General features: G+C 70.9%; 24 protein-coding genes. 9 read left to right on the top strand and 15 right to left on the bottom strand.

Annotated features, from left to right (window positions below; translation table 11 throughout):
• Positions 1 to 305: 305 nt before the first annotated feature.
• The 3 genes from SZN_RS22015 to thyX form a co-directional block, all read right to left on the bottom strand.
• Positions 306 to 1,991, bottom strand: coding sequence for a ribonuclease J (locus SZN_RS22015; protein ID WP_007498727.1), 1,686 nt, complete (start codon positions 1,989 to 1,991; stop codon positions 306 to 308).
• Positions 1,992 to 2,146: 155 nt separating this feature from the next.
• Complete coding sequence (gene dapA / locus SZN_RS22010; protein ID WP_007498725.1) at positions 2,147 to 3,046, bottom strand: 4-hydroxy-tetrahydrodipicolinate synthase; 900 nt, start codon at positions 3,044 to 3,046, stop codon at positions 2,147 to 2,149.
• A 220-nt stretch (positions 3,047 to 3,266) separates the two neighbouring features.
• The gene (gene thyX / locus SZN_RS22005) at positions 3,267 to 4,007 is read right to left on the bottom strand and encodes an FAD-dependent thymidylate synthase (RefSeq protein ID WP_007498724.1); all 741 of its coding nucleotides are present in this window, start codon (positions 4,005 to 4,007) and stop codon (positions 3,267 to 3,269) included.
• A gap of 210 nt (positions 4,008 to 4,217) precedes the next feature.
• Here thyX and SZN_RS22000 point away from each other — a divergent pair, with 210 nt between their 5' ends.
• Positions 4,218 to 4,454, top strand: coding sequence for a hypothetical protein (locus SZN_RS22000; protein ID WP_007498722.1), 237 nt, complete (start codon positions 4,218 to 4,220; stop codon positions 4,452 to 4,454).
• Positions 4,455 to 4,558: 104 nt separating this feature from the next.
• Positions 4,559 to 5,110 (top strand): hypothetical protein, encoded by a 552-nt coding sequence (locus tag SZN_RS21995; RefSeq protein ID WP_007498721.1) that lies wholly within the window; start codon positions 4,559 to 4,561, stop codon positions 5,108 to 5,110.
• 40 nt (positions 5,111 to 5,150) lie between these two features.
• Here the strand turns inward: SZN_RS21995 and SZN_RS21990 are convergent, their stop codons facing one another.
• From SZN_RS21990 to eccD, 6 genes are all read right to left on the bottom strand, one after another.
• Positions 5,151 to 5,603, bottom strand: a complete 453-nt coding sequence (locus SZN_RS21990) for a tetratricopeptide repeat protein (protein WP_007498719.1) — start codon at positions 5,601 to 5,603, stop codon at positions 5,151 to 5,153.
• Positions 5,604 to 5,616: 13 nt separating this feature from the next.
• Positions 5,617 to 6,369, bottom strand: coding sequence for a 4-hydroxy-tetrahydrodipicolinate reductase (gene dapB / locus SZN_RS21985; RefSeq protein ID WP_007498717.1), 753 nt, complete (start codon positions 6,367 to 6,369; stop codon positions 5,617 to 5,619).
• Positions 6,370 to 6,410: 41 nt separating this feature from the next.
• Positions 6,411 to 7,790, bottom strand: coding sequence for a M16 family metallopeptidase (locus SZN_RS21980; protein WP_007498714.1), 1,380 nt, complete (start codon positions 7,788 to 7,790; stop codon positions 6,411 to 6,413).
• Positions 7,787 to 10,006, bottom strand: a complete 2,220-nt coding sequence (locus tag SZN_RS21975; protein ID WP_007498713.1) for a polyribonucleotide nucleotidyltransferase — start codon at positions 10,004 to 10,006, stop codon at positions 7,787 to 7,789. Before SZN_RS21975 ends, SZN_RS21980 begins: the two co-directional genes overlap by 4 nt.
• Positions 10,007 to 10,346: 340 nt before the next feature.
• Positions 10,347 to 10,634: a 30S ribosomal protein S15 gene (gene rpsO, locus SZN_RS21970; RefSeq protein ID WP_007498711.1), complete on the bottom strand. Its 288-nt coding sequence runs from the start codon at positions 10,632 to 10,634 to the stop codon at positions 10,347 to 10,349.
• A 188-nt stretch (positions 10,635 to 10,822) separates the two neighbouring features.
• Positions 10,823 to 12,280, bottom strand: coding sequence for a type VII secretion integral membrane protein EccD (gene eccD / locus SZN_RS21965; RefSeq protein WP_078508817.1), 1,458 nt, complete (start codon positions 12,278 to 12,280; stop codon positions 10,823 to 10,825).
• A 426-nt stretch (positions 12,281 to 12,706) separates the two neighbouring features.
• On the opposite strand from eccD, the gene SZN_RS21960 reads away from it, so the two are divergent.
• The 3 genes from SZN_RS21960 to SZN_RS21950 all read left to right on the top strand — a co-directional run bounded on the left by SZN_RS21960 (position 12,707) and on the right by SZN_RS21950 (position 17,556).
• On the top strand, positions 12,707 to 16,651 hold the full coding sequence (locus SZN_RS21960) for a type VII secretion protein EccC (protein WP_007498708.1): 3,945 nt from the start codon (positions 12,707 to 12,709) through the stop codon (positions 16,649 to 16,651).
• 302 nt (positions 16,652 to 16,953) lie between these two features.
• Positions 16,954 to 17,157, top strand: coding sequence for a hypothetical protein (locus tag SZN_RS21955; RefSeq protein WP_139063568.1), 204 nt, complete (start codon positions 16,954 to 16,956; stop codon positions 17,155 to 17,157).
• Between the two features lie 78 nt (positions 17,158 to 17,235).
• Positions 17,236 to 17,556, top strand: coding sequence for a DUF397 domain-containing protein (locus SZN_RS21950; protein WP_007498704.1), 321 nt, complete (start codon positions 17,236 to 17,238; stop codon positions 17,554 to 17,556).
• A gap of 501 nt (positions 17,557 to 18,057) precedes the next feature.
• Here SZN_RS21950 and SZN_RS21945 read toward each other — a convergent pair.
• Positions 18,058 to 18,435, bottom strand: a complete 378-nt coding sequence (locus SZN_RS21945) for a hypothetical protein (protein WP_139063567.1) — start codon at positions 18,433 to 18,435, stop codon at positions 18,058 to 18,060.
• A gap of 95 nt (positions 18,436 to 18,530) precedes the next feature.
• On the opposite strand from SZN_RS21945, the gene SZN_RS21940 reads away from it, so the two are divergent.
• Positions 18,531 to 19,187 carry a hypothetical protein gene (locus SZN_RS21940; protein ID WP_106432698.1) on the top strand — a complete coding sequence of 219 codons (657 nt, stop codon included), beginning with the start codon at positions 18,531 to 18,533 and terminating at the stop codon, positions 19,185 to 19,187.
• A gap of 434 nt (positions 19,188 to 19,621) precedes the next feature.
• On the opposite strand, the gene SZN_RS21935 is transcribed toward SZN_RS21940, so the two are convergent.
• A complete protein-coding gene (locus SZN_RS21935; RefSeq protein ID WP_043732332.1) occupies positions 19,622 to 20,341 on the bottom strand; it encodes a tectonin domain-containing protein in 720 nt (239 codons plus the stop codon).
• Positions 20,342 to 20,514: 173 nt separating this feature from the next.
• On the opposite strand from SZN_RS21935, the gene SZN_RS21930 reads away from it, so the two are divergent.
• Together SZN_RS21930 and SZN_RS42735 are read left to right on the top strand one after the other, a co-directional pair.
• Positions 20,515 to 21,168 (top strand): immunity 49 family protein, encoded by a 654-nt coding sequence (locus SZN_RS21930; protein WP_078508810.1) that lies wholly within the window; start codon positions 20,515 to 20,517, stop codon positions 21,166 to 21,168.
• Between the two features lie 527 nt (positions 21,169 to 21,695).
• Entirely contained in the window at positions 21,696 to 22,118 is a 423-nt protein-coding gene (locus tag SZN_RS42735; RefSeq protein ID WP_007498695.1) for a hypothetical protein, read from the top strand.
• A 98-nt stretch (positions 22,119 to 22,216) separates the two neighbouring features.
• On the opposite strand, the gene SZN_RS21920 is transcribed toward SZN_RS42735, so the two are convergent.
• The 3 genes from SZN_RS21920 to SZN_RS21910 all read right to left on the bottom strand — a co-directional run bounded on the left by SZN_RS21920 (position 22,217) and on the right by SZN_RS21910 (position 24,166).
• Entirely contained in the window at positions 22,217 to 22,498 is a 282-nt protein-coding gene (locus tag SZN_RS21920; protein WP_007498693.1) for a hypothetical protein, read from the bottom strand.
• Between the two features lie 18 nt (positions 22,499 to 22,516).
• Positions 22,517 to 23,647 carry a hypothetical protein gene (locus tag SZN_RS21915; RefSeq protein ID WP_007498691.1) on the bottom strand — a complete coding sequence of 377 codons (1,131 nt, stop codon included), beginning with the start codon at positions 23,645 to 23,647 and terminating at the stop codon, positions 22,517 to 22,519.
• 105 nt (positions 23,648 to 23,752) lie between these two features.
• Positions 23,753 to 24,166, bottom strand: a complete 414-nt coding sequence (locus SZN_RS21910) for a hypothetical protein (RefSeq protein ID WP_007498689.1) — start codon at positions 24,164 to 24,166, stop codon at positions 23,753 to 23,755.
• A 185-nt stretch (positions 24,167 to 24,351) separates the two neighbouring features.
• On the opposite strand from SZN_RS21910, the gene SZN_RS21905 reads away from it, so the two are divergent.
• Positions 24,352 to 25,299, top strand: coding sequence for a GNAT family N-acetyltransferase (locus SZN_RS21905; RefSeq protein ID WP_007498687.1), 948 nt, complete (start codon positions 24,352 to 24,354; stop codon positions 25,297 to 25,299).
• 483 nt (positions 25,300 to 25,782) lie between these two features.
• On the opposite strand, the gene SZN_RS21900 is transcribed toward SZN_RS21905, so the two are convergent.
• Positions 25,783 to 26,032 (bottom strand): hypothetical protein (locus tag SZN_RS21900; protein ID WP_007498686.1); only part of this gene is annotated, 250 nt, incomplete at its 5' end.

Genomic DNA, 26,032 nt, shown 5'->3' with positions numbered 1-26,032 from the left:
TTCGTACTCACCCTTTCGGGCTTTCCTCCGGGCTTCCCTTCGGTGTTTTCGACTCTATCAGATCCTTTTCCGATCCGATTTCCTCGGCGCTTTCCAGGATTCCGCTTTCGCGGCTTCCTTTCCGGCGGTTCCGACTTTATCAGAGGTTCTGAGTCGGATTTCCCGCCCCCTGCGGGGACTGGATCCGGCGTATCAGTTGGCCGGGTTCCCCTCGGGCGGAGCCGTAAACGTACTGGAGCGGGGCTCCCCGATGCAAATCGGGGAGCCCCGCCCTGGGTTCGCACGGTCGGTGGTCCGACGGGCCGTCAGACCTCCACGACCACCGGCAGGATCATCGGCCGGCGCCGGTAGGTGTCCGAGACCCACTTGCCCAGTGTGCGCCGCACCAGCTGCTGGAGCTGGTGGGGCTCGACCACGCCGTCCTGGGCCGAGCGTTCCAGGGACTCCGTGATCCTCGGGACGACCTCGCTGAACACGGCGTCCTCGATACCCGAGCCACGTGCCTGGATGTGCGGTCCCCCGGTGATCTTTCCCGTGGAGGAGTCGATCACCACGAAGACCGAGATGATGCCCTCGTCACCGAGGATCTTCCGGTCCTTCAGGGCCGGCTCGCCCACGTCGCCGACCGACAGGCCGTCGACGTACACGTATCCCGCCTGGACCTTGCCGGAGATCTTGGCCTTGCCCTTGATGAGGTCGACGGCGACGCCGTCCTCGGCGATGACGATCCGGTCGTGCGGGACGCCGGTCAGGGCGCCCAGCTCGGCGTTGGCGCGCAGGTGGCGCCATTCGCCGTGCACCGGCATCAGGTTCCTCGGGCGGCAGATGTTGTAGAAGTACAGCAGCTCGCCGGCCGACGCGTGGCCCGAGACGTGGACCTTGGCGTTGCCCTTGTGGACGACGTTGGCGCCCCAGCGGGTGAGGCCGTTGATGACGCGGTAGACCGCGTTCTCGTTGCCCGGGATGAGGGACGACGCCAGGATCACCGTGTCGCCGTCGACGATACGGATCTGGTGATCGCGGTTGGCCATCCGCGACAGGGCCGCCATGGGCTCGCCCTGGGAGCCCGTGCAGACCAGGACCACCTGGCTGTCCGGGAGGTCGTCGAGGGTCTTGACGTCCACGACCAGGCCCGGCGGGACCTTCAGATAGCCGAGGTCGCGGGCGATGCCCATGTTGCGCACCATCGAGCGGCCGACGAAGGCGACCCGGCGACCGTGCTCGTGGGCCGCGTCCAGGATCTGCTGGATGCGGTGGACGTGGCTCGCGAAGCTCGCCACGATGACGCGCTTGCGGGCACCCGCGAAGACCTGGCGCAGGACGTTGGAGATGTCCCGCTCGTGCGGGGTGAAGCCCGGCACTTCCGCGTTCGTGGAGTCGGAGAGAAGGAGGTCGATGCCTTCTTCGCTGAGCCGTGCGAACGCGTGCAGGTCGGTCAGGCGGTTGTCCAGCGGGAGCTGGTCCATCTTGAAGTCGCCCGTGTGGACGACCATGCCCGCCGGCGTGCGGATCGCGACGGCCAGGGCGTCGGGGATGGAGTGGTTGACCGCGACGAACTCACAGTCGAAGGGACCGATGCGCTCGCGGTGCCCCTCCGCCACCTCCAGGGTGTACGGGCGGATGCGGTGCTCCTGGAGCTTGGCCTCGATCAGTGCGAGGGTCAGCTTGGAGCCGATGAGCGGGATGTCCGGCTTCTCGCGCAGGAGGAAGGGGACACCGCCGATGTGGTCCTCGTGACCGTGGGTGAGGACGATGCCCTCGATGTCGTCGAGGCGGTCCCTGACGGACGAGAAGTCCGGCAGGATCAGGTCGATGCCGGGCTGCTCCTCCTCGGGGAAGAGCACCCCGCAGTCCACGATCAGCAGGCGGCCGCCGTACTCGAAGACCGTCATGTTGCGGCCGATCTCGCCGAGGCCGCCGAGCGGGGTTACCCGCAGGCCGCCTTCGGGGAGCGGCGGGGGCGGGCTGAGTTCAGGATGCGGATGACTCAAAAGACTCTCCTCACCACACGCGCCACGTACCGGTGGGGGCACGTGGCGCGCGTGACGTTCGTGCAGTAGCAGTTGTCGTTGTCGGGTGCGGGGCACCGGTGCCCCGCTTATTCAGTTGTGAAGTCCTGTGCGCGTCAGGCGCACGAAGTCTGATGTCAGAGCTGTACCCCGCCGGCGGCAAGATCGATCTTGAGCTGTTCGATCTCCTCCGGCGAGCACTCCGCCATGGGCGCGCGCAGCGGTCCCGCGGGCAGTCCCTGGAGGGCGAGGGCGGCCTTGGTGGTCATGACACCCTGGGTACGGAACATGCCCGTGTACACCGGGAGCAGTTTCTGGTGGATCTCGGTGGCCTTCTGGACGTCGCCCGAGACGTGCGCGTCGATGAGCGCGCGCAGGTCGGGGGTGACGAGGTGGCCGACGACGGAGACGAAGCCGACCGCGCCCACGGAGAGCAGCGGCAGGTTCAGCATGTCGTCGCCGGAGTACCAGGCGAGGCCGGAGCGGGCGATGGCCCAGCTGGCCCGGCCGAGGTCGCCCTTCGCGTCCTTGTTGGCGACGATGCGCGGGTGCTCGGCGAGGCGGACGATCGTCTCGGTGTTGATCGGGACGCCGCTGCGGCCGGGGATGTCGTAGAGCATGACCGGCAGCCCGGTGCTGTCGGCGATGGCGCTGAAGTGCCGGTACAGGCCCTCCTGCGGAGGCTTGTTGTAGTACGGCGTGACGACCAGCAGGCCGTGGGCGCCGAGCTGCTCCGCGGTACGGGCGAGCCCGAGGCTGTGCCGGGTGTCGTTGGTGCCGACTCCGGCCACGACGTGGGCCCGGTCTCCGACGGCCTCCACCACGGCCCGTACGAGATCGGCTTTCTCCGCGTCACCGGTGGTGGGGGACTCACCGGTGGTGCCGTTGACGATCAGGCCGTCGTTGCCTGCGTCGACCAGGTGCGCGGCGAGCCGCTGCGCGCCGTCGAGGTCGAGTGCGCCGTCCGCCGTGAAAGGCGTGATCATGGCGGTGAGGACCCGCCCGAAGGGGGTCTGCGGAGTGGAGGTCGGAGCCATGGGTTACACGCTACTCGTTGTGCTCGGCCGGGTCTGCCCTCGGGGGTGCGGGAAAGTCAGGACAAAGAGGGAGCCCGGCACTGCCTGCTCGGGGGTTCAGGCAGTGCCGGGTCCGTTTGATCAGGCTAGATGAACTTCACTAAATGCCGCAATCCGGGCACTTCATGAGGCTGACGCACGGGGCTGGGCGCGCCCGGTCCGCGGCGGTGCCGCGGTCGCGCTACGGCGCCACCCGGCCGTTCGCGTTGAAGGCGGCGTGGGTGAGGGGCATGAGCCCGGCCCACTCCTCCTCCATCTTCTCGCCGACCATCTCGATCTCCCGCTGCGGGAAGGACGGCACCTTCGCCAGCTCGTGCTGGGTGCGCAGGCCCAGGAAGTGCATCAGCGAGCGCGCGTTGCACGTGGCGTACATCGAGGAGAACAGGCCGACCGGGAGGACGGCACGGGCGACCTCGCGGGCGACGCCAGCGGCCAGCATCTCCCGGTACGCCTCGTACGCCTGCCGGTAGGTGTCCTCCATGGTGCGCGACACCAGCTCCTGCTGGGCCTCGGTGCCCGCCACGAAGACGTACTTGCCGGGGCGGCCCTCCTGGACGAGCTTGCGGGAGGCGTCGGGGACGTAGAACACCGGCTGGAGCTCGCGGTAGCGGCCGCTCTCCTCGTTGTACGACCAGCCCACGCGGTGCCGCATGAACTCGCGGAAGACGAAGATCGGGGCGCTGATGAAGAAGGTCATCGAGTTGTGCTCGAAGGGGCTGCCGTGGCGGTCCCGCATCAGGAAGTTGATCAGGCCCTTGGAGCGCTCCGGGTCCTTCGTCAGCTCCTCCAGCGACTGCTCGCCGGCGGTGGAGACGCGGGCGGCCCACAGCACGTCGGAGTCGGCCGCGCTGTGCTTCACCAGCTCGACTGTGACGTCACTGCGGAAGCCGGGCTTGAGGTCTTCGGCGGGGGTGTCGGTCACGGCTCGGGGAGTCCTTCCATCGCTTTGCTGGGCGGCGCCCACTCTACGGGCCGCCACTGACAACGGGGCGTTCGGCGGCGGGTCACGACATACGTCGGCGAACATCGTCGAATTTCTGTGAATTCGGTGAAACCGGGCACCTTTTGGGGCACCCGCTCGTCTGTATCAGTGACGCCCAGCCCCACGAACCTGAGAGGAGTGGACCCACCGATGTTCCGTCGGCGCGAGTCCGTGCCCTTCGCCTTCGTCGCCGAAGCCGACCGGTTCCGCAGCAACATCGCTCCCCCGCCCCGCGAGCGCTCGTCCGCCGGCCAGATCGCCGGCCGCTGGCTGCTGGCGCTGACCATCGTCGCGGGGCTGGCCGGCTCCCTGGTCGTCGGCATGCCCGCGCTCGCCACCGACACCGGTGCCCGGACCCAGCAGTCACAGGCGTCCGAGGGCCGCTGAGCACTCCCCCGGCACCCCCATGGACCCCCGAGGGTGGTGAGCGGGGACACGGGTCGATAACCTCACCGGGCACAGCCCATGCATGGATTGAGTGAGGACCAGCCGTGCCCCTGCCCTTCCTGACGGCCGACCGCGACTTCGAGGCGGTCGAGGACGTCGCCCTCCCCTACGACGACCGCGACCGCTGGCGGCGCCCCTACCGTCCGGGGCCCTGGCGTGTCGGGATGGCGGCCCTGTGGCTGCTGCTCGCCTCGTACGTGCTGGCCGCGGCCGTGATCATCGCCTTCGCCGGCACGCTCGGCGAGGCGGCCGTCGTCTTCGGTATCGCGGGGGCCGTCATCGTGTGCGCGCTGCGGCTGCTGCGCATGGGCGTGTGGGTGAGTCCCCGCGGCCTGCGCCAGGTGAAGTTCCTCGTCACGCGCACCCTGCCCTGGGACCAGGTCGGCAGTGTGCGCACCGTGCAGCAGCCGGTGCGCTGGCTGGGGCTTCCGCGCACGGTGCAGGGGCAGGCCCTGCTGCTCGTACGCCAGGGGGCGGGCCGGGAGCTGCCGACCCTGCTGACCACGCACAACGCGGACTTCCTCGCCCGGTCCGCCGCCTTCGACCGGGCCACCGACGCCGTCGAGGCATGGGCCGCGGAGAACACGCGCGGCTGATCGCCCCGGCCGGCCGCTTCGGCGTGCCGGGGCGGCCGGGTCAGACCTCGATCGTCCTGCCGTCGTGCAGGGCGATCGCGCGTTGCATGGCCTTGCGGGCGCGCGGGGTGTCCCGGGCGTCGTGGTAGGCGACCGCGAGCCGGAACCAGTTGCGCCAGTCCTCCGGGGCCGCCTCGGTCTCGGCCCTGCGGCGGGCGAAGACCTCGTCGGCGGAGTCGCGGTCGATACGGCCGGCCGGAGTGCGCTTCAGCTCGTCGACGGGCAGTCCGCCCTCGGCGTCCAGCTCGGCGGCGAGCGCGTTGGCGCGGCGGACGAACTGGGTGTTCTTCCACAGGAACCACACGCCGAGGACCGGCAGGATCAGCACCGCGAGGCCGAAGGCGACGGTGAGCGGGGTGCCGGACCCGATGAGCAGCACGCCACGGCTGCCGGCCAGGACGAAGTAGACCACCAGGACGGCGGCCGCGACGGCGTAGGAGATCTTCGCGCGCATCAGTGGTCCCGTGTCAGGCCAGGTCGAGGAAGTTTTCCAGGCCGACCGTCAGGCCCGGAGCGGTCACCACGCGGCGCGCGCCGAGCAGGATGCCCGGCATGAAGCTGCTGTGGTGGAGGGAGTCGTGGCGGAGGGTGAGGGTCTCCCCTTCGCCGCCGAGCAGGACCTCCTGGTGGGCCAGCAGGCCGCGCAGGCGGACGGAGTGGACGGGGACGCCGTCCACGTCGGCGCCGCGCGCCCCGTCGAGGGCCGTCTCGGTGGCGTCCGGGGCGGGGGCGGTGCCGGCGGCGCGGCGGGCCTCGGCGATGAGCCGGGCGGTGCGCGCGGCGGTGCCGGAGGGGGCGTCGACCTTCTTCGGGTGGTGCAGTTCGACGACCTCGACGGACTCGAACCAGGGCGCGGCGAGCTGCGCGAACTTCATGGTGAGGACGGCGCCGACGGAGAAGTTCGGCGCGATGAGCACACCGGTCCCCGGGGAGCGGGCGAGCCACTGTTCCAGCCGCGCGAGGCGCTCGTCGGTCCAGCCCGTCGTACCGACGACGGCGTGGATGCCGTGGCTCACGCAGTAGTCGAGGTTGGCCATCACCGAGTCGGGCGTGGTCAGTTCGACGGCCACCTGGGCGCCCGCCCCGGCGAGGGTCTCCAGCTTCTCGCCCCGGCCGAGGGCGGCGACCAGCTCCATGTCCTCGGCGGCCTCGACCGCCCGGACCGCCTCGGAGCCGATGCGGCCCCTGGCGCCGAGGACCGCCACGCGCAGCTTGCTCATCTGTGTTGCTTCCTTAGGTCGGTGGGTGCGGGGGCGGCGGGTCAGGCGACCACGTCGTGCAGCCGGGACGCCTGCTTGTCCTTGAGCGGGCCGATGACCGACAGGGAGGGCCGCTGTCCCAGGACGTCGCGGGCGACCGCGCGGACCTCGTCCGGGGTCACGGCCGCGATCCGGGCCAGCATGTCGTCGACGGACATCTGCTCGCCCCAGCACAGCTCGCTCTTGCCGATGCGGTTCATCAGCGCCCCGGTGTCCTCCAGGCCGAGCACGGTGGAGCCGCGGACCTGGCCGATGGCGCGGTCGATCTCGTCGTCGGACAGGCCGTTCCGGGCGACGTCGTCGAGTTCGTCGCGGCAGATCCTCAGCACGTCGTGGACCTGCGAGGGCCGGCAGCCGGCGTACACGCCGAACAGGCCGCAGTCGGCGAAGCCGGAGGTGTACGAGTAGACGCTGTAGGCGAGGCCGCGCTTCTCGCGGACCTCCTGGAAGAGCCGGGAGGACATGCCGCCGCCGAGCGCGGTGTTGAGGACGCCGAGGGCCCAGCGGCGCTCGTCGGTGCGGGCCAGGCCGGGCATGCCGAGGACGACGTGGGCCTGCTCGGTCTTGCGGCCGATCAGCTCCAGGCGGCCCGCGGCCCGGATGGTGCGCCGGCCGTCGCGCGGGGCGAGGGGGGTGGCGCCGGTGTTCCGCAGGGCACCCGCCTTCTCGAAGGCCGCGCGGACCTGGCGTACGACCTTGCCGTGGTCGACGTTGCCCGCGGCGGCGACGACCAGGTGGGTCGGGTCGTAGTGCTTGCGGTAGAAGCGGCGGATGCGGTCCGCGCTCAGGGCGTTGACCGTGTCGACCGTGCCGAGGACCGGGCGGCCGAGGGGGTTGTCGCCGAACATCGTGTGCGCGAAGAGGTCGTGCACGCAGTCGCCGGGGTCGTCCTCGGTCATCGCGATCTCTTCGAGGATCGCGCCCCGCTCGACGTCGACGTCCTCTTCGAGGATGAGCGAGCCGGTCAGCATGTCGCAGACGACGTCGATGGCGAGCGGCAGGTCGGTGTCGAGCACGCGCGCGTAGTAGCACGTGTACTCCTTGGCCGTGAACGCGTTCATCTCGCCGCCGACGGCGTCCAGCGCGGCGGAGATGTCCAGCGCGGAACGGCGGCCCGTGCCCTTGAAGAGCAGGTGCTCCAGGTAGTGCGTGGCGCCGTTCAGGGCCGGTGTCTCGTCGCGGGAGCCGACGTGCGCCCAGATGCCGAAGGTCGCGGAGCGGACCGAGGGCAGTGTCTCGGTGACGACGCGCAGCCCACCGGGGAGGGTGGTCTTGCGGACGGTGCCGATGCCGTTCTCGCCCTTGATCAGGGTTTGGGTACGGGCGACGGCCCGCGCCTCCGAGGAGGTGCGGGCCGTCGCCGTGGAGCTGATCGACGTCACTTGTCGGCGTCGTCCTTCTTGTCGTCCGAGCCTTCCTCGCCCTCGATCACGGGGATGAGGGAGAGCTTGCCGCGGGAGTCGATCTCGGCGATCTCGACCTGGACCTTCTGGCCCACACCGAGGACGTCCTCGACGTTCTCCACGCGCTTGCCGCCGGCGAGCTTGCGGATCTGCGAGATGTGCAGCAGTCCGTCCTTGCCGGGCAGCAGGGAGACGAAGGCGCCGAACGTGGTCGTCTTGACGACCGTGCCCAGGTAGCGCTCACCGACCTCGGGCATCGTCGGGTTGGCGATGCCGTTGATCGTGGCGCGGGCGGCCTCGGCGGCCGGGCCGTCGGCGGCACCGATGTAGATGGTGCCGTCGTCCTCGATCGTGATCTCGGCGCCGGTGTCCTCCTGGATCTGGTTGATCATCTTGCCCTTGGGGCCGATGACCTCACCGATCTTGTCGACCGGGATCTTCACGGTGATGATCCGCGGCGCGTTCGGGGACATCTCGTCCGGCGTGTCGATCGCTTCCATCATCACGTCGAGGATGTGGAGGCGGGCGTCACGGGCCTGCTTGAGGGCGGCGGCCAGGACGGAGGCCGGGATGCCGTCCAGCTTGGTGTCGAGCTGGAGGGCGGTGACGAACTCCTTGGTGCCGGCGACCTTGAAGTCCATGTCGCCGAAGGCGTCCTCGGCGCCGAGGATGTCGGTGAGCGTGACGTAGTGCGTCTCGCCCTCGATGTCCTGGGAGATCAGGCCCATGGCGATGCCGGCGACGGGGGCCTTCAGCGGCACACCGGCGTTCAGCAGGGACATGGTGGAGGCGCAGACCGAGCCCATGGAGGTCGAGCCGTTGGAGCTGAGCGCCTCGGAGACCTGGCGGATCGCGTAGGGGAACTCCTCGCGCGTCGGCAGGACCGGGACGAGGGCGCGCTCGGCGAGGGCGCCGTGGCCGATCTCGCGGCGCTTCGGGGAGCCGACGCGGCCGGTCTCGCCGGTGGAGTACGGCGGGAAGTTGTAGTTGTGCATGTAGCGCTTGCGGGTCACCGGGGAGAGGGTGTCCAGCTGCTGCTCCATGCGGAGCATGTTCAGGGTGGTGACGCCCAGGATCTGGGTCTCGCCGCGCTCGAACACCGCGGAGCCGTGCACGCGCGGGATGGCCTCGACCTCGGCGGCGAGCGTACGGATGTCCGTGACGCCGCGGCCGTCGATGCGCTTCTTCTCCTTGATCACGCGCTCGCGGACGAGCTGCTTGGTCAGGGAGCGGTACGCGGCGGAGATCTCCTTCTCGCGGCCCTCGAACTCCGGCAGGAGCTTCTCGGCGGCGAGCGCCTTGACGCGGTCGAGCTCGCTCTCGCGCTCCTGCTTGCCGGCGATGGTCAGCGCGGAGGCGAGCTCCGGGCGGACGGCGGCGCTGAGCGCCTCCAGGACGTCGTCCTGGTGGTCGAGGAAGATCGGGAACTCGCCGGTGGGCTTGGCGGCCTTCGCGGCGAGGTCGGCCTGCGCCTTGCAGAGCACCTTGATGAAGGGCTTCGCGGCTTCCAGACCGGCGGCGACGACCTCCTCGGTCGGGGCCTCGGCGCCGCCCTGGACCAGCTTGATGGTGCCCTCGGTGGCCTCGGCCTCGACCATCATGATCGCGACGTCGCCGTCCTCCAGGGTGCGGCCCGCGACGACCATGTCGAAGACGGCGTCCTCGAGCTCGGTGTGCGTCGGGAAGGCCACCCACTGGCCGCGGATCAGCGCGACGCGGACGCCGCCGATCGGGCCGGAGAAGGGCAGACCGGCCAGCTGCGTGGACGCGGAGGCGGCGTTGATCGCCACGACGTCGTACAGGTGGTCGGGGTTGAGGGCCATGATCGTGGCGACGACCTGGATCTCGTTGCGCAGGCCCTTCCGGAAGGACGGGCGCAGCGGGCGGTCGATCAGCCGGCAGGTGAGGATGGCGTCCTCGGAGGGACGGCCCTCACGGCGGAAGAAGCTGCCGGGGATCTTGCCGGCAGCGTACATCCGCTCCTCGACGTCCACCGTGAGGGGGAAGAAGTCGAGCTGGTCCTTGGGGTTCTTGGAGGCGGTGGTGGCCGACAGCACCATGGTGTCGTCGTCCAGGTACGCCACGGCGGAGCCGGCGGCCTGCTTGGCCAGGCGGCCCGTCTCGAAGCGGATGGTGCGGGTGCCGAAGGAGCCGTTGTCGATGACGGCCTCGGCGTAGTGGGTCTCGTTCTCCACTAGCGTTTTCTCCGTTACGTATCGTCTTTCGTCCCTGGGCCCGCCCGTGTGGCGGGGGGACGGTGGCGGAGAAGCGCTCCGTCTGGTGCGTGCCGGTCTTCGATCGAAGCACCCGGGGCTCAGTTCCTCCCGGGGGCCACTACCGAGGACCGGCTGCGGCGGCGAGGGGCGCTCCTCCTCGTTCTCTGTCGTGCTGTGTCGTCCGTGGTGCGTTGTGCCACCCACACTACAAAGCGTCAGTGACACTCCGCACGTTTCCGTACGTCCGGCGGGCGTCGCGTACGTACGGCAAAGGGAGCGGTTCCCGAGTCATCCCGGGAACCGCTCCCCTCACGGCGTCTTAACGGGCGCCCGCCGCACCGCGGCGGATGCCGAGGCGGTCGACCAGCGCGCGGAAGCGCTGGATGTCCTTCTTCGCCAGGTACTGGAGAAGGCGGCGACGCTGACCGACCAGGATCAGCAGACCACGACGGGAGTGGTGGTCGTGCTTGTGCGTCTTGAGGTGCTCGGTCAGGTCCGAGATACGGCGCGAGAGCATGGCGACCTGGACCTCGGGGGAGCCGGTGTCGCCCTCCTTCTGGCCGAACTCGCTGATGATCTGCTTCTTCGTAGCGGCGTCGAGCGGCACGCTTACTCCTCGTAGTCCGTGCAGGGCCACCGAGTGCCCCCGGTCTGTGTCTCGGGGGAGCTTCCGTTACTCGGGAGGCGGGGATCCGCTGGGCGCAGCCCCCAGGAGGACCGGGGGCGCGTACACAAACGGCCGTCACACAGCGTACCAGCACCGGGGACGTGTCCCCGACGGGCCCGGACCCCGGGTCAGAAGCCTCCGCGGACCTCGGCGTAGACGTCGAGGACGGCCAGGCAGACGGGGACCAGGGAGAGCAGCACCAGCGAGTCGGCGAGGTCCAGCATGCGGCCCCAGAAGGGGGAGAGCCCCTTCTGCGGGACGATGAGGGCGATGGCGATGAGCAGCAGCACGCCGGCGGCGACCGAGGCGCCGAGCCAGAGGGTGCGCGCGTTCACCGGGCCGGAGTCGCCGCGGAGCAGGTCGGCGACGATGTCGGCGGGCGGCGAGATCGCGAGGCCGAGGACCAGCAGCGCGAGGGTGACGACGCCGGCCACGAAGAGGCAGGTGACCTGGGCGGTGTAGCGGAAGAGCCGGGCGCGCAGCATCGCGGCGAGGCCGGTGCACAGGGCGAGCAGCTGGGCCCAGCCGCTGTCGCTGAAGCCGAGGACCGCGCCGCCCGCGCCGATGACGACCGCGGCGCAGCCGCCGACCAGGCCGAGGAGCAGTTCGTGGCCGCGGCCGGTCCGGGCGACGATGCGCTGGACGTCGACGGCCTCCAGGTCGCCGTCGCGGCCCTCGCGGCGGGCGCGGGCGAGGTCCTCGGGGTTGCGGAAGCCGATGGGCAGCTTGGCGAAGCGGGCGGACCAGCCGGGCAGGAAGCCGACGACCGCGAGGGCGACGACGGCGGTGCCCGCGGCGATCTCGCGGGGCTGCGCGTCGGTGAGCACGCCGAAGAACACGGCGAGGGTGCCGATCGCGGAGGCCAGCGCGGCGGCCACGAAGGGGGCGTCGCCCTGCGGCAGCAGCATGATCAGTACGACGGAGAGGAGCAGGACGGCGACGCATCCGACGAGGAACTGGAGGCGGCCGGGTCCCTCGCCCGCGTCCTGCTCGATGACGCCGGAGCCCGCGATGAGCGCGTGCGGCAGCGCCGAGATGCCGAGGGCGAGGGCCGATCCCCGGTCGTCGTAGACGCGGGCCCGCACGCTGGCGAGGGCCGTCAGGGCGAGTGCGGTGACGCCGGCGAGGACGCCGGGGAGGCCGTGCATGTCGTGGCGGACCGGGTCGGCGAACCAGAAGACGAAGCCGAGCATGGCCAGCAGCAGCGATCCGGCGACGAGGCCGGCGAGCCGCATCAGGTTGTCGTTCCAGCTGCGCAGGTCCTGCTTGACGGCGGCGGCGATGGCGTCCACCACGTCGTCGTGCACGGCGGGCGGCAGGGAGTCGGCGAAGGCGCGCAGGAGCAGCACCTCCCCGTCGCGGACCCGGTGCTCCAGCAGCGAGCGGCTCGCGTCGAGCACCTGGCCCTCGCGGGTCACGAGGTGGTAGCCGGAGGGGCGGCCGTCCGACCGGCCCAGTCCCGACAGGCGCACGATCTCGGGAAAGAGGTCCTGGAGCGGCAGGTCCTCGGGCAGCGCGACGTCCACACGGCTGTCCGGTGCCGCGATGGTGATGCGGCAGAAACCTGTCGAAGTCCCCGTGCTCACTGGTGTTCCCCCTGTTGGTGCTGTGGCCGGAAAGGTCTGCCGGAAGGCTCGTGGCGTCCGGTGCGCCGCGTCGCACGGCAGGGCACCGGACACGTACCGGAGGCACCCGGCCGAGGTGACGCCGCGGCGAGGTGCCGTGCCGGGCGCCGGGGACCTGGCCGGTCGCGGCGCCGGGCAGGACGTCGTCGCGCCGCTCGTACGACGCGGAGCGCCACCCTATCCGCTGGCACCGGCGGCACAGGGCCGACCTCTCTCATTCCTCCCAGGACCTGCGCCGCATCTCCATCCGCCTGGCCCCCTCGGGCGGTCCGCGCATCAGTAGGATCGGCCCTTGCGCGAACGGCGCCTGCGCGAACGGGAGGAAACGTCGCGCACAACGGGGGCGTCGGTGCCAGGACGTATCAATCGCGAAGGATGAGTGCATCGGTGAGCGTCGTCATCATCAAGCGACCACCGCGGACGGTTCCGCCGGCCGTCCCGGACGGCGAGGTCACACTGGAGACGCCGCCCGAGATTCCGCGCGAGGTCGACGAGGGCATGTTGATGAACCTGCTGCCCATGATGGGCATGCTGGGTTCCGTCGGCTTCTTCTTCATGCCCAACCTGCCTTCCTACATGCGGGTGGTCGGCGGTCTGATGCTGGCCTCGACGCTGGCCATGGCCATCGCCCAGTTCGCCAGGTCGCGGCAGGGCGGCGGCGCCGGGATGGCCCAGGACCGGCGTGACTACTTCCGCTATCTGGAGCAGGTCCGCAAGGACGTGCACAAGACCGCCGAACTCCAGCGGCGCAGCCAGCTGTTCCAGCACCCCGACCCGCAGCAGCTGTGGGCGGTGGCGGCCGACGCCAAGCGGCTGTGGGAACGGCGCCCGACCGACGGCGACTTCGCGTCCGTGCGGATCGGCCGGGGCGTGCAGCAGCTCAACACCCCTCTGGTGGCACCGGAGACGGCGCCGAAGGACGAGCTGGAGCCGCTGACGGCCGCGGCCATGAAGGCGTTCCTCGACGCGCACGGCAGTCTGTCCGACCTGCCCGTCGCCGTCTCGCTGCGCGCCTTCTACCACGTGACGGTCTGCGGCGAGACCGAGACGGTCTACGGCAGCGCCCGCGCGGCCCTGGCCCAACTGGCGACGCTGCACTCGCCCGAGGACATGATGATCGCCGTGGTGGCGCATCCCTCGGCCGCGGCGGACTGGGACTGGATCAAGTGGCTGCCGCACAGCCAGCATCCCAAGGCCAGGGACGGGGCGGGCTCCTCGCGCCTGCTCTTCGACGACCTCGGCGAGCTGGAGGAGGCGCTGGCCGAGCAGTTGGACGACCGGCCGCGCTGGAACCGCGAGGCGAACCCCGTCTACGACCAGCCGCACCTGATCGTGATCCTGGACGGCGGCACGGTGCCGCCGGACGCCGAACTCGCCGGCTCCGACGGTCTGCAGGGCGTCACGTTCCTGGAGATCGCACCCGGCGAGCTGGAGGAGGAGCTGCGGGCCGGTCTGACGGTCTACGCGAAGCCGGACCGGATGCGGCTGTTCGTCGGCCACGAGTCCGCGTACAGCGGCAGGCCGGACCTCCTGAACGCGGCGCAGGCCGAGTCCCTGGCGCGGCAGCTCGCCCCCTTCCGGGTCGGCTCCGCCGAGGACGGCGAACCCCTGCTGTCCAACCTGGACTTCACCGATCTGATGGGCATCGGGGACGCGGGCACGGTCGATGTCGCGCGCACCTGGCGGCCGCGCACGCTGCACGAGCGGCTGCGGGTGCCGATCGGGGTGGGCGAGAACGGCGAGCCGGTCATGCTCGACCTCAAGGAGGCGTCACAGGAGGGCATGGGCCCGCACGGGCTGTGTGTCGGCGCGACCGGTTCCGGCAAGTCCGAGGTGCTGCGCACGCTGGTGCTCGGTCTCGCGGTGACGCACTCGTCGGAGACGCTGAACTTCATCCTCGCGGACTTCAAGGGCGGCGCGACCTTCGCCGGCATGGCGGACATGCCGCACACCGCGGCCGTGATCACCAACCTGGCGGACGACCTCACCCTGGTCGACCGGATGCGCGACTCCATCATGGGCGAGACGCAACGCCGCCAGGAGCTGCTGCGTTCCGCGGGCAACTACGCCAACCTGCACGACTACGAGAAGGCGCGGGCGGCGGGCGCGGCGCTGGAGCCGCTGGCCTCGCTGGTGATCGTGCTGGACGAGTTCTCCGAACTCCTCACCGCCAAGCCCGACTTCATCGACATGTTCATCCAGATCGGCCGGATCGGCCGCTCGTTGGGCGTGCATCTGCTCCTCGCGTCCCAGCGTCTGGAGGAGGGCAAGCTGCGCGGCCTGGACACCTATCTGTCGTACCGGATCGGTCTGCGGACCTTCTCCGCCGCCGAGTCGCGTACGGCGATCGGCGTCCCGGACGCCTACCACCTGCCGTCGATCCCGGGTTCGGGCTATCTGCGCTACGACACCGACACCATGGTCCGCTTCAAGGCGGCGTACGTGTCGGGGGCCTACCACGGTGAGGGTCCCTCGCGGGTGAGCCGTTCGACGCAGTTGCGGCCCGCGCTGTTCACGGCGGAGCGGGTGGCGCTGCCGCCGCAGCCGGTGGTGGAGGAGCCGGAGCCCGACGACCGGGTGGACGACGCGCTGGCCGACACGGTGCTGGACGTCCTCGTGAGCCGCATGGTGAACCAGGGCCCGCCCGCCCACCGGGTGTGGCTGCCGCCGCTGGAGGAGGCGCCCTCGCTGGAGCAGTTGCTGCCGCAGCTCGCCGTCACCCGGGACCGCGGTCTGACCGCGCCCGACTACACCGCGCTCGGCCGGCTCAACGTGCCGGTCGGCCTCGTCGACAAGCCCTTCGAGCAGCGGCGCGACGTGCTGTACCGGGACTTCTCGGGAGCCGCAGGCCACGGTCTGTTCGTCGGCGGTCCGCAGTCCGGCAAGTCGACGCTGCTGCGGACGCTCGTGTCGTCGTTCGCGCTCACCCACACACCGGCCGAAGTGCAGTTCTACTGCCTGGACTTCGGCGGCGGCGGGCTGATCGCGATGGAGGAGCTGGCGCATGTCGGCGGTGTCGCGAACCGGCTGGACGCCGAGAAGGTGCGCCGTACGGTCAGCGAGGTCGAGGGCATCCTCAACGCGCGTGAGGAGTACTTCCGTACCCACAACGTCGACTCGATCGCGACGTACCGCCAGCGGCGGGCCTCGGGGCAGCTGCCCGACCAGGCGTGGGGCGACGTCTTCCTGGTCGTCGACGGCTGGGCCACCTTCAAGACGGACTACGAGATGCTGGAGGCGTCCGTCACCGAGATCGCCACGCGCGGCCTCGGCTTCGGTGTGCACGTGGTCCTGACGGCGAGCCGCTACACCGAGGTCCGCCCCGCGCTCAAGGACATGCTCCAGAACCGCATCGAGCTCCGGCTCGGCGACCCGACCGAGTCGGAGCTCGACCGCAAGGTCGCGCAGAACGTGCCCGCCACCGTGCCGGGCCGCGGACTGACCCAGGACAAGCTGCACTTCATGGCGGCCCTGCCGCGCGTGGACGGCTCCTCGGAGACGGAGGACCTGTCCGAGGCGACGTCGATCCTGGTCCGCGGCATCAACGACAACTGGCAGGGCGCGCACGCCCCGGCGGTGCGTCTGCTGCCGACGATGATGCCGGCGGACCGGCTGCCCAAGGGGTTCGAGCACCCGGACCGCGGGGTCGCCGTCGGGATCGACGAGTCCTCCCTGTCGCCGGTCTTCGTCGACTTCGAGACGGATCCGCTGTTCATCGTGTTCGGTGAGAGCGAGTCCGGTAAGTCGGCGCTGCTGCGGCTGCTCGTCAAGCAGATCACCGAGCGGTACACGCCGGAGCGGGCGAAGATCGTGATGGGTGACTACCGGCGCGCCCACCTGGAGGGCGTGCCCGCCTCGCATCTGTCGCGGTACTGCGCGGCGGCGCCCGCCCTCACGGAGACGCTGGAGGGGCTGGCGGGTTCGATGGGCCGGCGGATGCCCGGACCGGACGTGACGCCCGAGCAGTTGCGCAACCGGAGTTGGTACAGCAGCCCGGACGCGTTCGTCATCATCGACGACTACGACCTGGTCGCGACCGGGATGAATCCGCTGGCGCCCCTGCTGGAGTACCTGCCGTTCGCCCGTGACATCGGCCTGCGGGTGATCATCGCGCGTTCCTCGGGCGGCGCCAGCCGGTCGCTGTACGAGCCGGTGATGCAGCGGATGCGTGAACTCGGCGCGCAGGGCGTCGTGCTCTCTGGTGACCGCACGGAGGGTGCGCTGCTGGGCAGCATCGCACCGTCCCAACTCCCGCCGGGCCGCGGCAACTTCCACACGCGTCGGCGCGGCGGACAGCTCATCCAGACGGGCTGGGTGCCGAACCGCTTCTGACGCGGGGCGCGGGGCTGCGGGGCGTGTGGCGCGGGAGGGGCGGGAGGGGCGGCATCCAGAGGGTGCCGCCTTTCCGGGGTGCGGCTGCTGGCGGGACTCGCAGGCGGGGGGGGAGGCGAGGACCCGGGGCCCGCCGCTTTCATCCGGCGAAGACCCGGGGCCTGGGGACCGGGAGCCGGGAGCCCAGAGCCGGAGCCGGAAGCCGGAAGCCGGAAGCCGGAAGCCGGGAGCCGGGAGCCGGGAGCCGGGAGCCGGGAGAACGGCCCGGTCAGGGTGGCGGTACGGCGGGGACGATGGCTGAAGTGAGCAGCAGCGGGGGGCGGTTGGGCCTCGCGGAGCGTCTGGCGGGCATGGGCGTCGCGTTCACCCGGACGGGTGTCGCGCACGAGCGGAACGAGGCCGACCAGGACGCCGTCCGGCAGCGGACGACGGCCGACCACGACGGCCGGGGCCAGGTCCCCGACGGCGTGGCGCGGGGGAAGCTCCGGAACCGGCCGGGCGGCTGAACCGCGTACTGCGGGGCCCGAGACGTCAGTAGGGTTGGGCGCACACGTCGTTCGCACGTCAGGAAGAGGCCCAGCGCGATGACCGAGGCACGCAACCACGAGGTCGGCACTCAGGCCGAGGACACCAGAGCGCGCAAGGAACGGGAGCGCGACGAGCTGTACGCCCTCGACATCTCGGGCGTCGAGTGGCAGTGCGCGCCCGGTACCGAGCAACACGAGGAGCGCGTCGAGATCGCGTATCTGCCCGAGGGCGCGGTGGCCATGCGCTCCTCGCTCGACCCCGCCACCGTGCTGCGCTACACCGAGGCGGAGTGGCGCGCGTTCGTGCTCGGCGCGCGCGACGGGGAGTTCGACATCGAGCGGGCGGGGCAGGAGGACGGGGCGGGGGCGGCGGAGTAGGGCGCCGCGGTGGCGTGGCGGCACTGCTCGGGCCCCGTGTCGGGAGGGGCGTGGGTGGGCCCTCCGGACGGTTGCCGGTGACTGAGGGCGTCGTCGGGCCGGGTGCCGCCCGGGACGGCCTTTCGGGTTCACCCGACCGGTCGGCGCCACACCCGCGCACGCGCCCGTGTCGCACATGTCCGCGACGGCTGAGGGCGGGGCGGGAGCCCATGACCGGCTCGACCACGGAGTGCGCACTCCCGTGCCCACCTGGGCGGCCGTGCCGCCGCGCTGCGTTCACTCGTCTCGTGGCGTGCCGCCGCACCCTGTGTGCGCCGCGCGTGGTGGCGGGCTCACCGAGGCGTCCGGCATTGGGTGCTGACGCTTACTCAGCGGGTTCCTTATGCCGTGCGAACCGGAGTACCGCGCCCGGCTGCCGCCGGAGCGGACGGACCCGTCCACCCGATGCGGAGTCGGTTCACAGACCGAGACCGAGCGGGACGCACCCGGCCCCGGGCCGGGTCACAGCAGGGCGTTGCCCAGCGTGGCGCCCACCGCGCCCATGATGGTCGCCATCAGCGCCCAGCGCGTACGGCCCCGCCGCGCCAGCTCCACGCCCGGCACGGCCGCGCCGAGGCCCACGCTGTACGCGACGGTCCAGACACCGGCCCCCGTACCGTTGTTGAGGCGTCCCAGGATCGCGAAGAGGCAGGCCACCGCGACCAGGGCGCCTATGGCCATGAGCCCGCCGCGCGCGCTCCGCGCCTGCCGGGAGCGTTCGCCGGCCGCGCCCGGGTCGGGCAGGGTCCGAAAGCGCGCCCGGAGTTCGTCCACGTCATGCCTGTCCGGATCGCCCTCGCCGCGTTCCGCCAGCATTCGTTCCCCATCACGCGTCGTCATGTTGACGCAGCGTAGTGCCCTTCGTTCATGTCCTGAACAGCGGGCGAGGGCCACTTTGGTGGACGTGTGGGCACGGTTCGCTAGGCTCACTGGCCATGTTGCCTCCGCACACGTCTTCACCCGCGCCGGACGCCACCGTCGTACGGACCGGCCACCGCGGCGCGATGACGGGGCTTCCCTGCTCCGTCGTCCTCGTCGCACTGGGCGCCCTGGGCGTGTACGGCGTGATCGCGGTTGCGGCCGGGAACCAGCGGGGCGAATCCTCGATCGCCGGTTTCGCGGGGCTCGGGCTCCTGCTCGTGATGGGCGTACTCGGTGTGTTCCTGTTCGTCGCCAACTGGGCGAACCGCAAGGCCAGAATCCTGTTCGACGACACCGGCCTGTGGGTCGACAGCGGCAAGGCCCTCAAGCTCGTCCCCTGGCAGGGTCTCGCCGGTGTCGGCCTGTTCTGGAGCAGGTTCGGCCGGGGGCAGAGGGTCTGTTCCCTGGAGCTGTTCCCGAACGGCCCCGTGGACCGGGACGATCCGGTGCTGTGGACGCTGGTCCGCGAGGAGGAGCCGCCGCGTCCGGGACTGCCGGGACTGCGCTACCGCCTCCCGTTCCCGCCCGCCCAGCAGAAGCAGGTCGTCTCGGCGGTGACACGGCACGTCCCGCACCTCTGGCTCGGCGAGTCCGAGCGCCCGCAGGGCCACATCGGCAGGCCGGACGTCCGGGGGCACCGGGAGCGCGGCGCGGGCCGGCGGGCTTCCTGACGGTGGGCGGGGCCGTACGTCCCATGCCTGACCGGGGGCGGCGCGCACGTCGGCAACGGCTCCGGCTCGGCCGCGGGTCCAGGCCGCACCTCCGGTTCCGATCAGGGGTCGTCGTCCTCGGAGTCGCCTTGTCAGCGGCCTACGCGGGGGCCTACGCGGGGACCTACTCGGGGGCCTACGCGGGGGCCTACGCGGGGCCCTCGGGCTTCTGCCACTGCGGGACTTCGACGGCGCCGCGCCCGGAGTGGCGTCCAGCGGCTCCAACGAGGGTGCGGGGTAACCGAGTTCCATCCGGCCGGTGGCCGCCACGAGAGCGGGCGGGGTCGGCCCGGACGCTGAACGTACGGCCTCGACGCCTCGGGTTCTGGCCTGAGGGGAGGTGCCACGCAAGGCCGGGCGCGTTGCGTGGCACGTCAGGGTCTGTCCCGGGTGCGTCAGCCGGGTAGGTCGCCGACGTAGCGGTAGATCGCTCCGGCGGCATTGACACCCCAGACGGTGCCGTCGGCGCCTACGCCGATGTCGGACAGCGACCCGGGGATGTTGAGCCAGGGGTTGGCGGGGGAGGTGTCGCTGTAGGTGTAGTGGTAGATCGCGTCGGCGGGGTCGCAGCCCCAAACCGCGGTGCGGGAGCCGACGTCGATCGCCTTGAGCGAGCCGCTGATCCCCTTCCAGTTGGCGGCGTCCCGGTCACCGGTGTAGCGGTAGACCTGGTTGGCCGCGTTGCAGCCCCAGACGGTGCCGTCGGCGGCCGCCCCGATGTCGGACAGCGTCCCTGGGATGTTGATCCACGGGTTGGCGGGGTTGGCGTCGCTGTTGCTGTAGCGGTAGACCGCACCGGCGGGGTCCACGCCCCAGACGTTGGTCCTGGATCCCACTGTGATCCGCACCAGTGAGCCGTTGATCTGCTTCCAGTTGGTGGAGTCCTGGTCGCCGGTGTAGCGGTAGATCTCGTGGGCCGCGTTGCAGCCCCAGACGGTGCCGTCGGCGGCCGCCCCGATGTCGGACAGTGGAGTGCCCGGGATGTTGACCCAGGGGTTGGCGTCGTTGTTGGTGTAGCGGTAGACCGCACCGGCGGAGTTGACGCCCCAGACGTTGGTCCTGGACCCCACTGCGATCCGCGTTAATGACCCGTCGATGTGTTTCCAGTCGGACATGTTGCCGACCCCTTTCCAGCTCGGATGTGGTGCACCTCCACGCTGCCCGAGCGGAACGATTCGCCATTAAAACGGATTTACAGAGCGCCGATGACAATTGACCCGATACGATGGTTTGACGGAGAGTCGGCCGCTCCCGCGTTGGCCTCACCAAGTGCGGCCCCACCAGTGAGATGACGCGATCACGGTCACCCGAGCGGGTGGTTGACAGCAAACCGGCTGCGCCCACTCCTGACCTTCCGACCTTCGCACCCAGCGCCCCGCAAGCGCCCCGCCCCACTCTGCCCCGCGTCCACGCGGGGAACTGGATCAACGCCTTCTTGCTCGCCTGCGTCTGCCGCGAGAACGAGAAGCAGCGGATGACCGAAATCTGCCGGTTCCCCGCATCCCCGCCTCGACGCGCCGACGGGGACTTCGACGCATACGTCTACGACCGGGTGGAGGCAGTGCAGGCGTACTGGCTCAAGCGCCCCGAATTCGGCGACGAGCTCGTCGCGGCGGTGGCCGGAACCGGCCCGCCCGTCCTGCGGCACGCGCACAGCGAGGGTGTCCTCGAACTGAGGTGTCCCCCGATGAACCTCCTCACGCAGTCCGCCCGCAAAGACGACGGCAAGTTCGATGCGGAACTGGCCAAGGCGCTGGAATGGCACAAGGAGTACGGGACTCACGACCAGGACCGCGCCCTGTCCGCGGACGGTCTCACCGCCCTCGGTCCGCTCGCCGTGTCCTGCCTCGCCGTCCAGGCCGGCCACACGATCACCGCCGAGTCCGCACACCTCCCCACGCGCCTCCTCCGAGGAATCCCGGTCAACGAGTTCCCCACCTGACCCCGCACCGAGGCAGCTGCCGTCATCCCCAGCCTCCCGATCCCGCTGATAGGTTGGAGGGCTTGCCGTCTCCCGCGAGTCAACCCATGGGGAAACCGATGAGTCAGCCGCCGTTCCAGCCGCCGCAACCCCCGCACCAGCCGCCTCAGTCACCCCCGTCCCAGGGCGAGTTCAACCCGTACGCGCAGTCGGCACCCTCCGCTCCACCGCCGCCCCCGCAGCAGCCGGCCCAACCCCCGCCGTCCCAGCCGGGATTCGGTCCCGCACCCGGACCCACGCAGGGGCAACCTCCGCTCCCCGGACCCACACCGGGGCAGCCTCCGCTCCCCGGACAACCCCCTTACGCGGGACAGGCTCCCTACCCGGGGCAGAGCCCGTACGCCGGACAGAGCCCGTACACCGGTCGGCCCGGCCACCCGGGGCAGCCCGGCGCGTTCCCCACGCCGCCCTTCCAACCGGCGTCCCCCTTCGGGCAGCAGGCGGCGGCGACCGGTCACCCCGTCGGCGCGGTCCTCCTCGGGTTCTTCGTGTCGGTCGTCGTCTCGCTCTTCTACAGCGGCCTCATCGTGGCCACGTACAAGGACCAGACGGACACCCAGGCCCACACCCTGTACCTGGTCCACGCCCTGCTGAACGGTGCGATCGTGGGCTGCCTGGTCGGACTCGTGGCGCACCGCCGCACCGGCGCCCACATCGGCGGAGCCGTCGTCGCCGCCCTCGGCGCCTTCTTCGGCTTCACGAACGGCATCCCGCTCATCATCGCCGAGAGCCAATCCCCGGCCGCCATCGGCGACATGATGGAAGCCGACCCGCTGTTCCCCGCAAAGGCATGGTGGAACAACGAGTTGGACGGCGGGGTCGACTGGCTCTCCCCGCTCGGTCTCCTGCTGGCCGCCGCGGTCGCCTGGGGCATCGCGCACCTCATCGGCAGCAGGCGCCGAGGGGCGTAACCGTACGCATCAGGCGCCGAGGGGCGTAACCGTACGCATCAGCCGCTACGGGCGACGGCGCGTGTCCGGCGCGCAGTTCGAGGGCTCCGGCCCCGCGCCTACCCCTCCAGCGACGCCAGTACGAACGCCAACGGCAAGGTCGCCACCGCCAGACCGAGCCCCGCCGCGGCCATCCCCGCGTGGATCTCCCGCTTGCCCCGAATCGCCAAGTAGGCGGCGACGGGCGGCAGGACGGCACACAGCACCAGGCTGTAGCGCCAACCCTCCTCCGAGATGAAGAAGACCATGGCGGCCAGACAGACCGGCACCGCCCCGACGCTCATCACCCGGGCTCGGGACAGGAAGAGCTCCAGATCTCCCGCTCCACCGAAGAAACTCATGACTCCTGCTCCCCGTTCCTAGACGGCGGCGTGATCGTAGCCACCGGTACCCACCTGGGGGAATCCGTCCGCGGCCGAAAACCCGTTCACGGCACCGGCCATGACCGCCCCGAGCGCGGCCAGCGCGGCCGCGAAGGTGTCGAACGCCTTGGCCGCCTCCGCCCACATCTGCATGAGCCGGATCGCCTGAGCCGCCGCCAGCGCGAACATGGCGATCGACGCGACCTGCCCGCCGACCGGCAGGGCGTTGACGGCCTGCGCGGCCAACAGGTTCACCAGCCAGATGACCAGCAGGTCGGAGAACATGACCAGAAACGACTTCAGGAACTCCGCGAACTGGAAGGCCATTTGCGCCGCCTGCGCGTAACACCGCCGCAGGGACTCGAAGGTCTGCTTGATCTCGTCGAGCTTCTTCGTGAACTCGTCAAAATACACGGTCGCGGCGTTCGCGGCGTTGCCCTGCCACGTCACGCCGACGTTCTGCGTGCCTTTGCGGACGTTGGCGGCCACGCCGTCGCAGAACGACGCGAGATTCCCCCATACGTCGGAGCAGTCGTTGTACTTGTTCCAGTCCCCGAACACCCAGTTCGTACAGACGGCGAACGGGTCGAAGTCGAAGAGGAGTTTGCATGCCTCGACGGCCATCGCCGAGGGGCTGCCCAGGTCCAGGACGCTGCCGAGCGTCTTCTGCACCGGGTTCATCCGGTACTCGTCGGCGTGCCCCGAGGCGTACTTGGCGAGGGGGTTGCTCGGATCGCCCGGCGGCTTCAGCGCACCCGCGGCGTCACTGACGTCCGAGAAGTCCCGCGCGTCACCCCCTGACTCGCCGTCCGGGACCTTGGACCCCGGATAGGTGGCGTCGAGCTTCGCCGCGGTGCCGCGATCCGTCTGCCGGTAGTACCCGGCGGTACCGGTGAGTTCCTTCTCGGACGCCTCCAGCAGGCTCTTGACCTTCTCCAGAGCCTTCTTGGCCTCGCTCACGTACTGGTCGTGGCTGCCGGCTACGAGATCCCACGCCTCCCCGCCGACCGACTTGTCGATCTGCGCGCTGGTCGTGGTGTACGAGACCGCCCGCGCGCTGCCGTCCGCCGCGCGCCCGACCAGTTTCGAAAAGCCCTCGATCGCGCCCGGTTCCACCGAAAAGCCCATCACTCCCCCGTCACCGCTGACGCCAGCCGCCCTGCAACCCGTCCGCCGGGCACGGCCGCGCGCTCTTCGAACCCCGCCGCGACCCCGTATCTCCGACCCTGCCTCTCAGTACAACGACCAACCGCGCCCGTCGTGTCGGGACTTGGCGCCCGACTGTCCCTCCGGACCGGCACGCCGCTCGTCGTCGAGGCGCTGCCGCTCCTCCGCCAGCCGGCGCTCGCCCTCCGCGGCGAGTTCATCCCGCTCCCGGTCGGACAACGAGGCCCACTTCTCGGCGAGCGGGGCCGCCGTCTCGACGGCCTGCTCGGCGTAGGCAGACACATCGGCCGCCTCCCGCAGTCCCATACGGCCTGAGAGGACCTCCTGCGCCATCTCCTTCAGCGTGTCGCCGCCCAGCCCGGAGGCGAGATGCTCAAGGGACTGCCGCAGGATCTCGGCCTGCACGGGGTCCTGCTGGGTCATCTCCAGGAACTCGGAGTCGTCCACACGCTTCTCGGGGCCGTTCTGGGCTCTGTCCACGAAAACAACCTCATGGGGCGGTCGGCGAGTCGGCGGGGTGCGACAGGCGTGAACCTACCAATGCGGCCACGGCCCCTTCAACGTACGACGGCCGATCCCGGCCCCGCGGAATCGGAGTAACCGCCGCTCCCCCGGCGCGGAATTGAGTGGTGGTGCCGCACCGAGCCCTGGCACAGTGACGTGACATGGACGGCTCCGAAGCCCTGACCGCTGCGGACGTGGCCCTCATGCAGGTGCTGGCGCAGCGGGTGACGGCCCAGCGCCCGGACCTCGTGAACAGCGACGCGTCGTACGGCGAACTGGCCTGGAACTGGGGCAGAGGCCACGCGGCCCACGGGAGGACGTGGCTGCGTCGGCTCTGGTTCTCCGACGGCGAACTGGTCGCCTGGGGCTGGGCCTTCCTGCCGCACCGGGTGCGACGCGGCGACGGCTCGGTGAAGGAGGTCACCGGCTCCTACCTCGCCCATCAAGTTCACCCGGATCACGCCGAGTTGCTGGACGCGGTGATCGACTGGTACGAGGGCGTGGCGCTCGGCACGGGACGCTCGGTGCTGCCGGGAGCGGGCGACGCGTTCGCCCTGGAGCGCTGGGCGGCGCACGGCTACGGGACCGACCCCTCCGCGCTCGGCGAGACCGGCTCCTGGACCCGGCTCAACCAGCGGGACCTGGACGAGCTCGAACCACCGGCGCTGCCCGCCGGTTACCGCTTCCGCACCGCCGACGAGGCGGGCCCGCAGGCCGCGGTACGGGCGCACGTGGACGCCTGGGCGCCGACGCCGTACAACGCCGAGGCGTACGAGGGCGTACGGCGCACCCCGCCGTACCGGGGCGACCTGCACCTCCTGGTGGAGGCCCCGGACGGCGCGATGGCGGCGTCGACCATCATGTGGCTGGACACGGCGAACGCGACGGCCGAGTTCGAACCGGTCGGCACCCACCGCGAACACCGCCGCCTCGGCCTGGGCAGGGCGATGCTGCTGCACGGCATGCGCCTGGCGCGAGAGGCCGGGGCCCGTCAGATGACGGTCGCCTGTCTGGGAGCCCCGGGCCACCCGTCGGCCCGGCGCCTCTACGACAGCGTCGGCTTCCGAGAGTTCTCCCGGGACGCGCCCCTCCTCAAGCCCGCGCACTGATCCGCCCGCGCGGCCCGCACGGCCGTCGGCGCTACTGACCTTGGTGCGGGGGCTGCTGGGTGTACGGATTGGGCGCCTGGGGGTGGGGCGGCTGCGCGGGCGGAACGGGGTATCCCTGCTGCGGAGTTGACGGGTACGGAGGCTGCGCGGGCGGGTAACCCGTCTGAGGGGGGTACGGTCCGGCCCCCAGGTTGACAGAGCCCGTCCGGGAGGTGCGGCCGCCGCGGATCTTCACGAAGACGACGACTGCGGCGATCACGGCTCCGAGTGCGATGACACCGACGACTAGGACGATGGCGCCCATGAGAGGTCCCTTCTTGGTCCCGGGCCGCCTCCGGCCGGCCGGGGCTGCGGAATCGCGGCTGCGAACGGGTTGAGCGAGTTGAACGGTTTGAACGGCAATCGTATAGGGAGGGGTTCAGACCGACTCCCACCGGTTGAACTCGCGGAGATGTCAGTCGTGGGAGCGGAACGAGCCGGTGGTCACGGGTTCCCCGGGCCGGCCAGATCCAGGCCGGGCGCAAGACCTTCCAGATGTCGCTTCAGCAATCGGCGGGCCCGTCGGCGTCCCCGGAAGACGATCGCCACGGACGCTGCGGCGAGCACGACGGTCGGTGCGTCACCGACACCGAAGGCGATCACGATCAACGGCAGGACGGCGACCAGGAGGGACCGCACCACCACGAGATTGGCGTGCGCCTCCACGCGCGAGGCAGGGTGCACGGCTCGGAGG

The sequence above is a fragment of the Streptomyces zinciresistens K42 genome, from assembly GCF_000225525.1.
Lineage (GTDB): Bacteria > Actinomycetota > Actinomycetes > Streptomycetales > Streptomycetaceae > Streptomyces > Streptomyces zinciresistens.
This window is presented reverse-complemented; position numbering and strand designations above follow the sequence as displayed.

Coding starts and splice junctions, on each gene's coding strand:
- dapA (WP_007498725.1), bottom strand. CDS start 3,046: ATGGCTCCGACCTCCACTCCGCAGACCCCCTTCGGGCGGGTCCTCACC.
- SZN_RS22000 (WP_007498722.1), top strand. CDS start 4,218: ATGTTCCGTCGGCGCGAGTCCGTGCCCTTCGCCTTCGTCGCCGAAGCC.
- SZN_RS21990 (WP_007498719.1), bottom strand. CDS start 5,603: ATGCGCGCGAAGATCTCCTACGCCGTCGCGGCCGCCGTCCTGGTGGTC.
- dapB (WP_007498717.1), bottom strand. CDS start 6,369: ATGAGCAAGCTGCGCGTGGCGGTCCTCGGCGCCAGGGGCCGCATCGGC.
- SZN_RS21950 (WP_007498704.1), top strand. CDS start 17,236: ATGACCGAGGCACGCAACCACGAGGTCGGCACTCAGGCCGAGGACACC.
- SZN_RS21945 (WP_139063567.1), bottom strand. CDS start 18,435: ATGACGACGCGTGATGGGGAACGAATGCTGGCGGAACGCGGCGAGGGC.
- SZN_RS21940 (WP_106432698.1), top strand. CDS start 18,531: ATGTTGCCTCCGCACACGTCTTCACCCGCGCCGGACGCCACCGTCGTA.
- SZN_RS21935 (WP_043732332.1), bottom strand. CDS start 20,341: ATGTCCGACTGGAAACACATCGACGGGTCATTAACGCGGATCGCAGTG.
- SZN_RS21930 (WP_078508810.1), top strand. CDS start 20,515: ATGACGCGATCACGGTCACCCGAGCGGGTGGTTGACAGCAAACCGGCT.
- SZN_RS21920 (WP_007498693.1), bottom strand. CDS start 22,498: ATGAGTTTCTTCGGTGGAGCGGGAGATCTGGAGCTCTTCCTGTCCCGA.
- SZN_RS21915 (WP_007498691.1), bottom strand. CDS start 23,647: ATGGGCTTTTCGGTGGAACCGGGCGCGATCGAGGGCTTTTCGAAACTG.
- SZN_RS21905 (WP_007498687.1), top strand. CDS start 24,352: ATGGACGGCTCCGAAGCCCTGACCGCTGCGGACGTGGCCCTCATGCAG.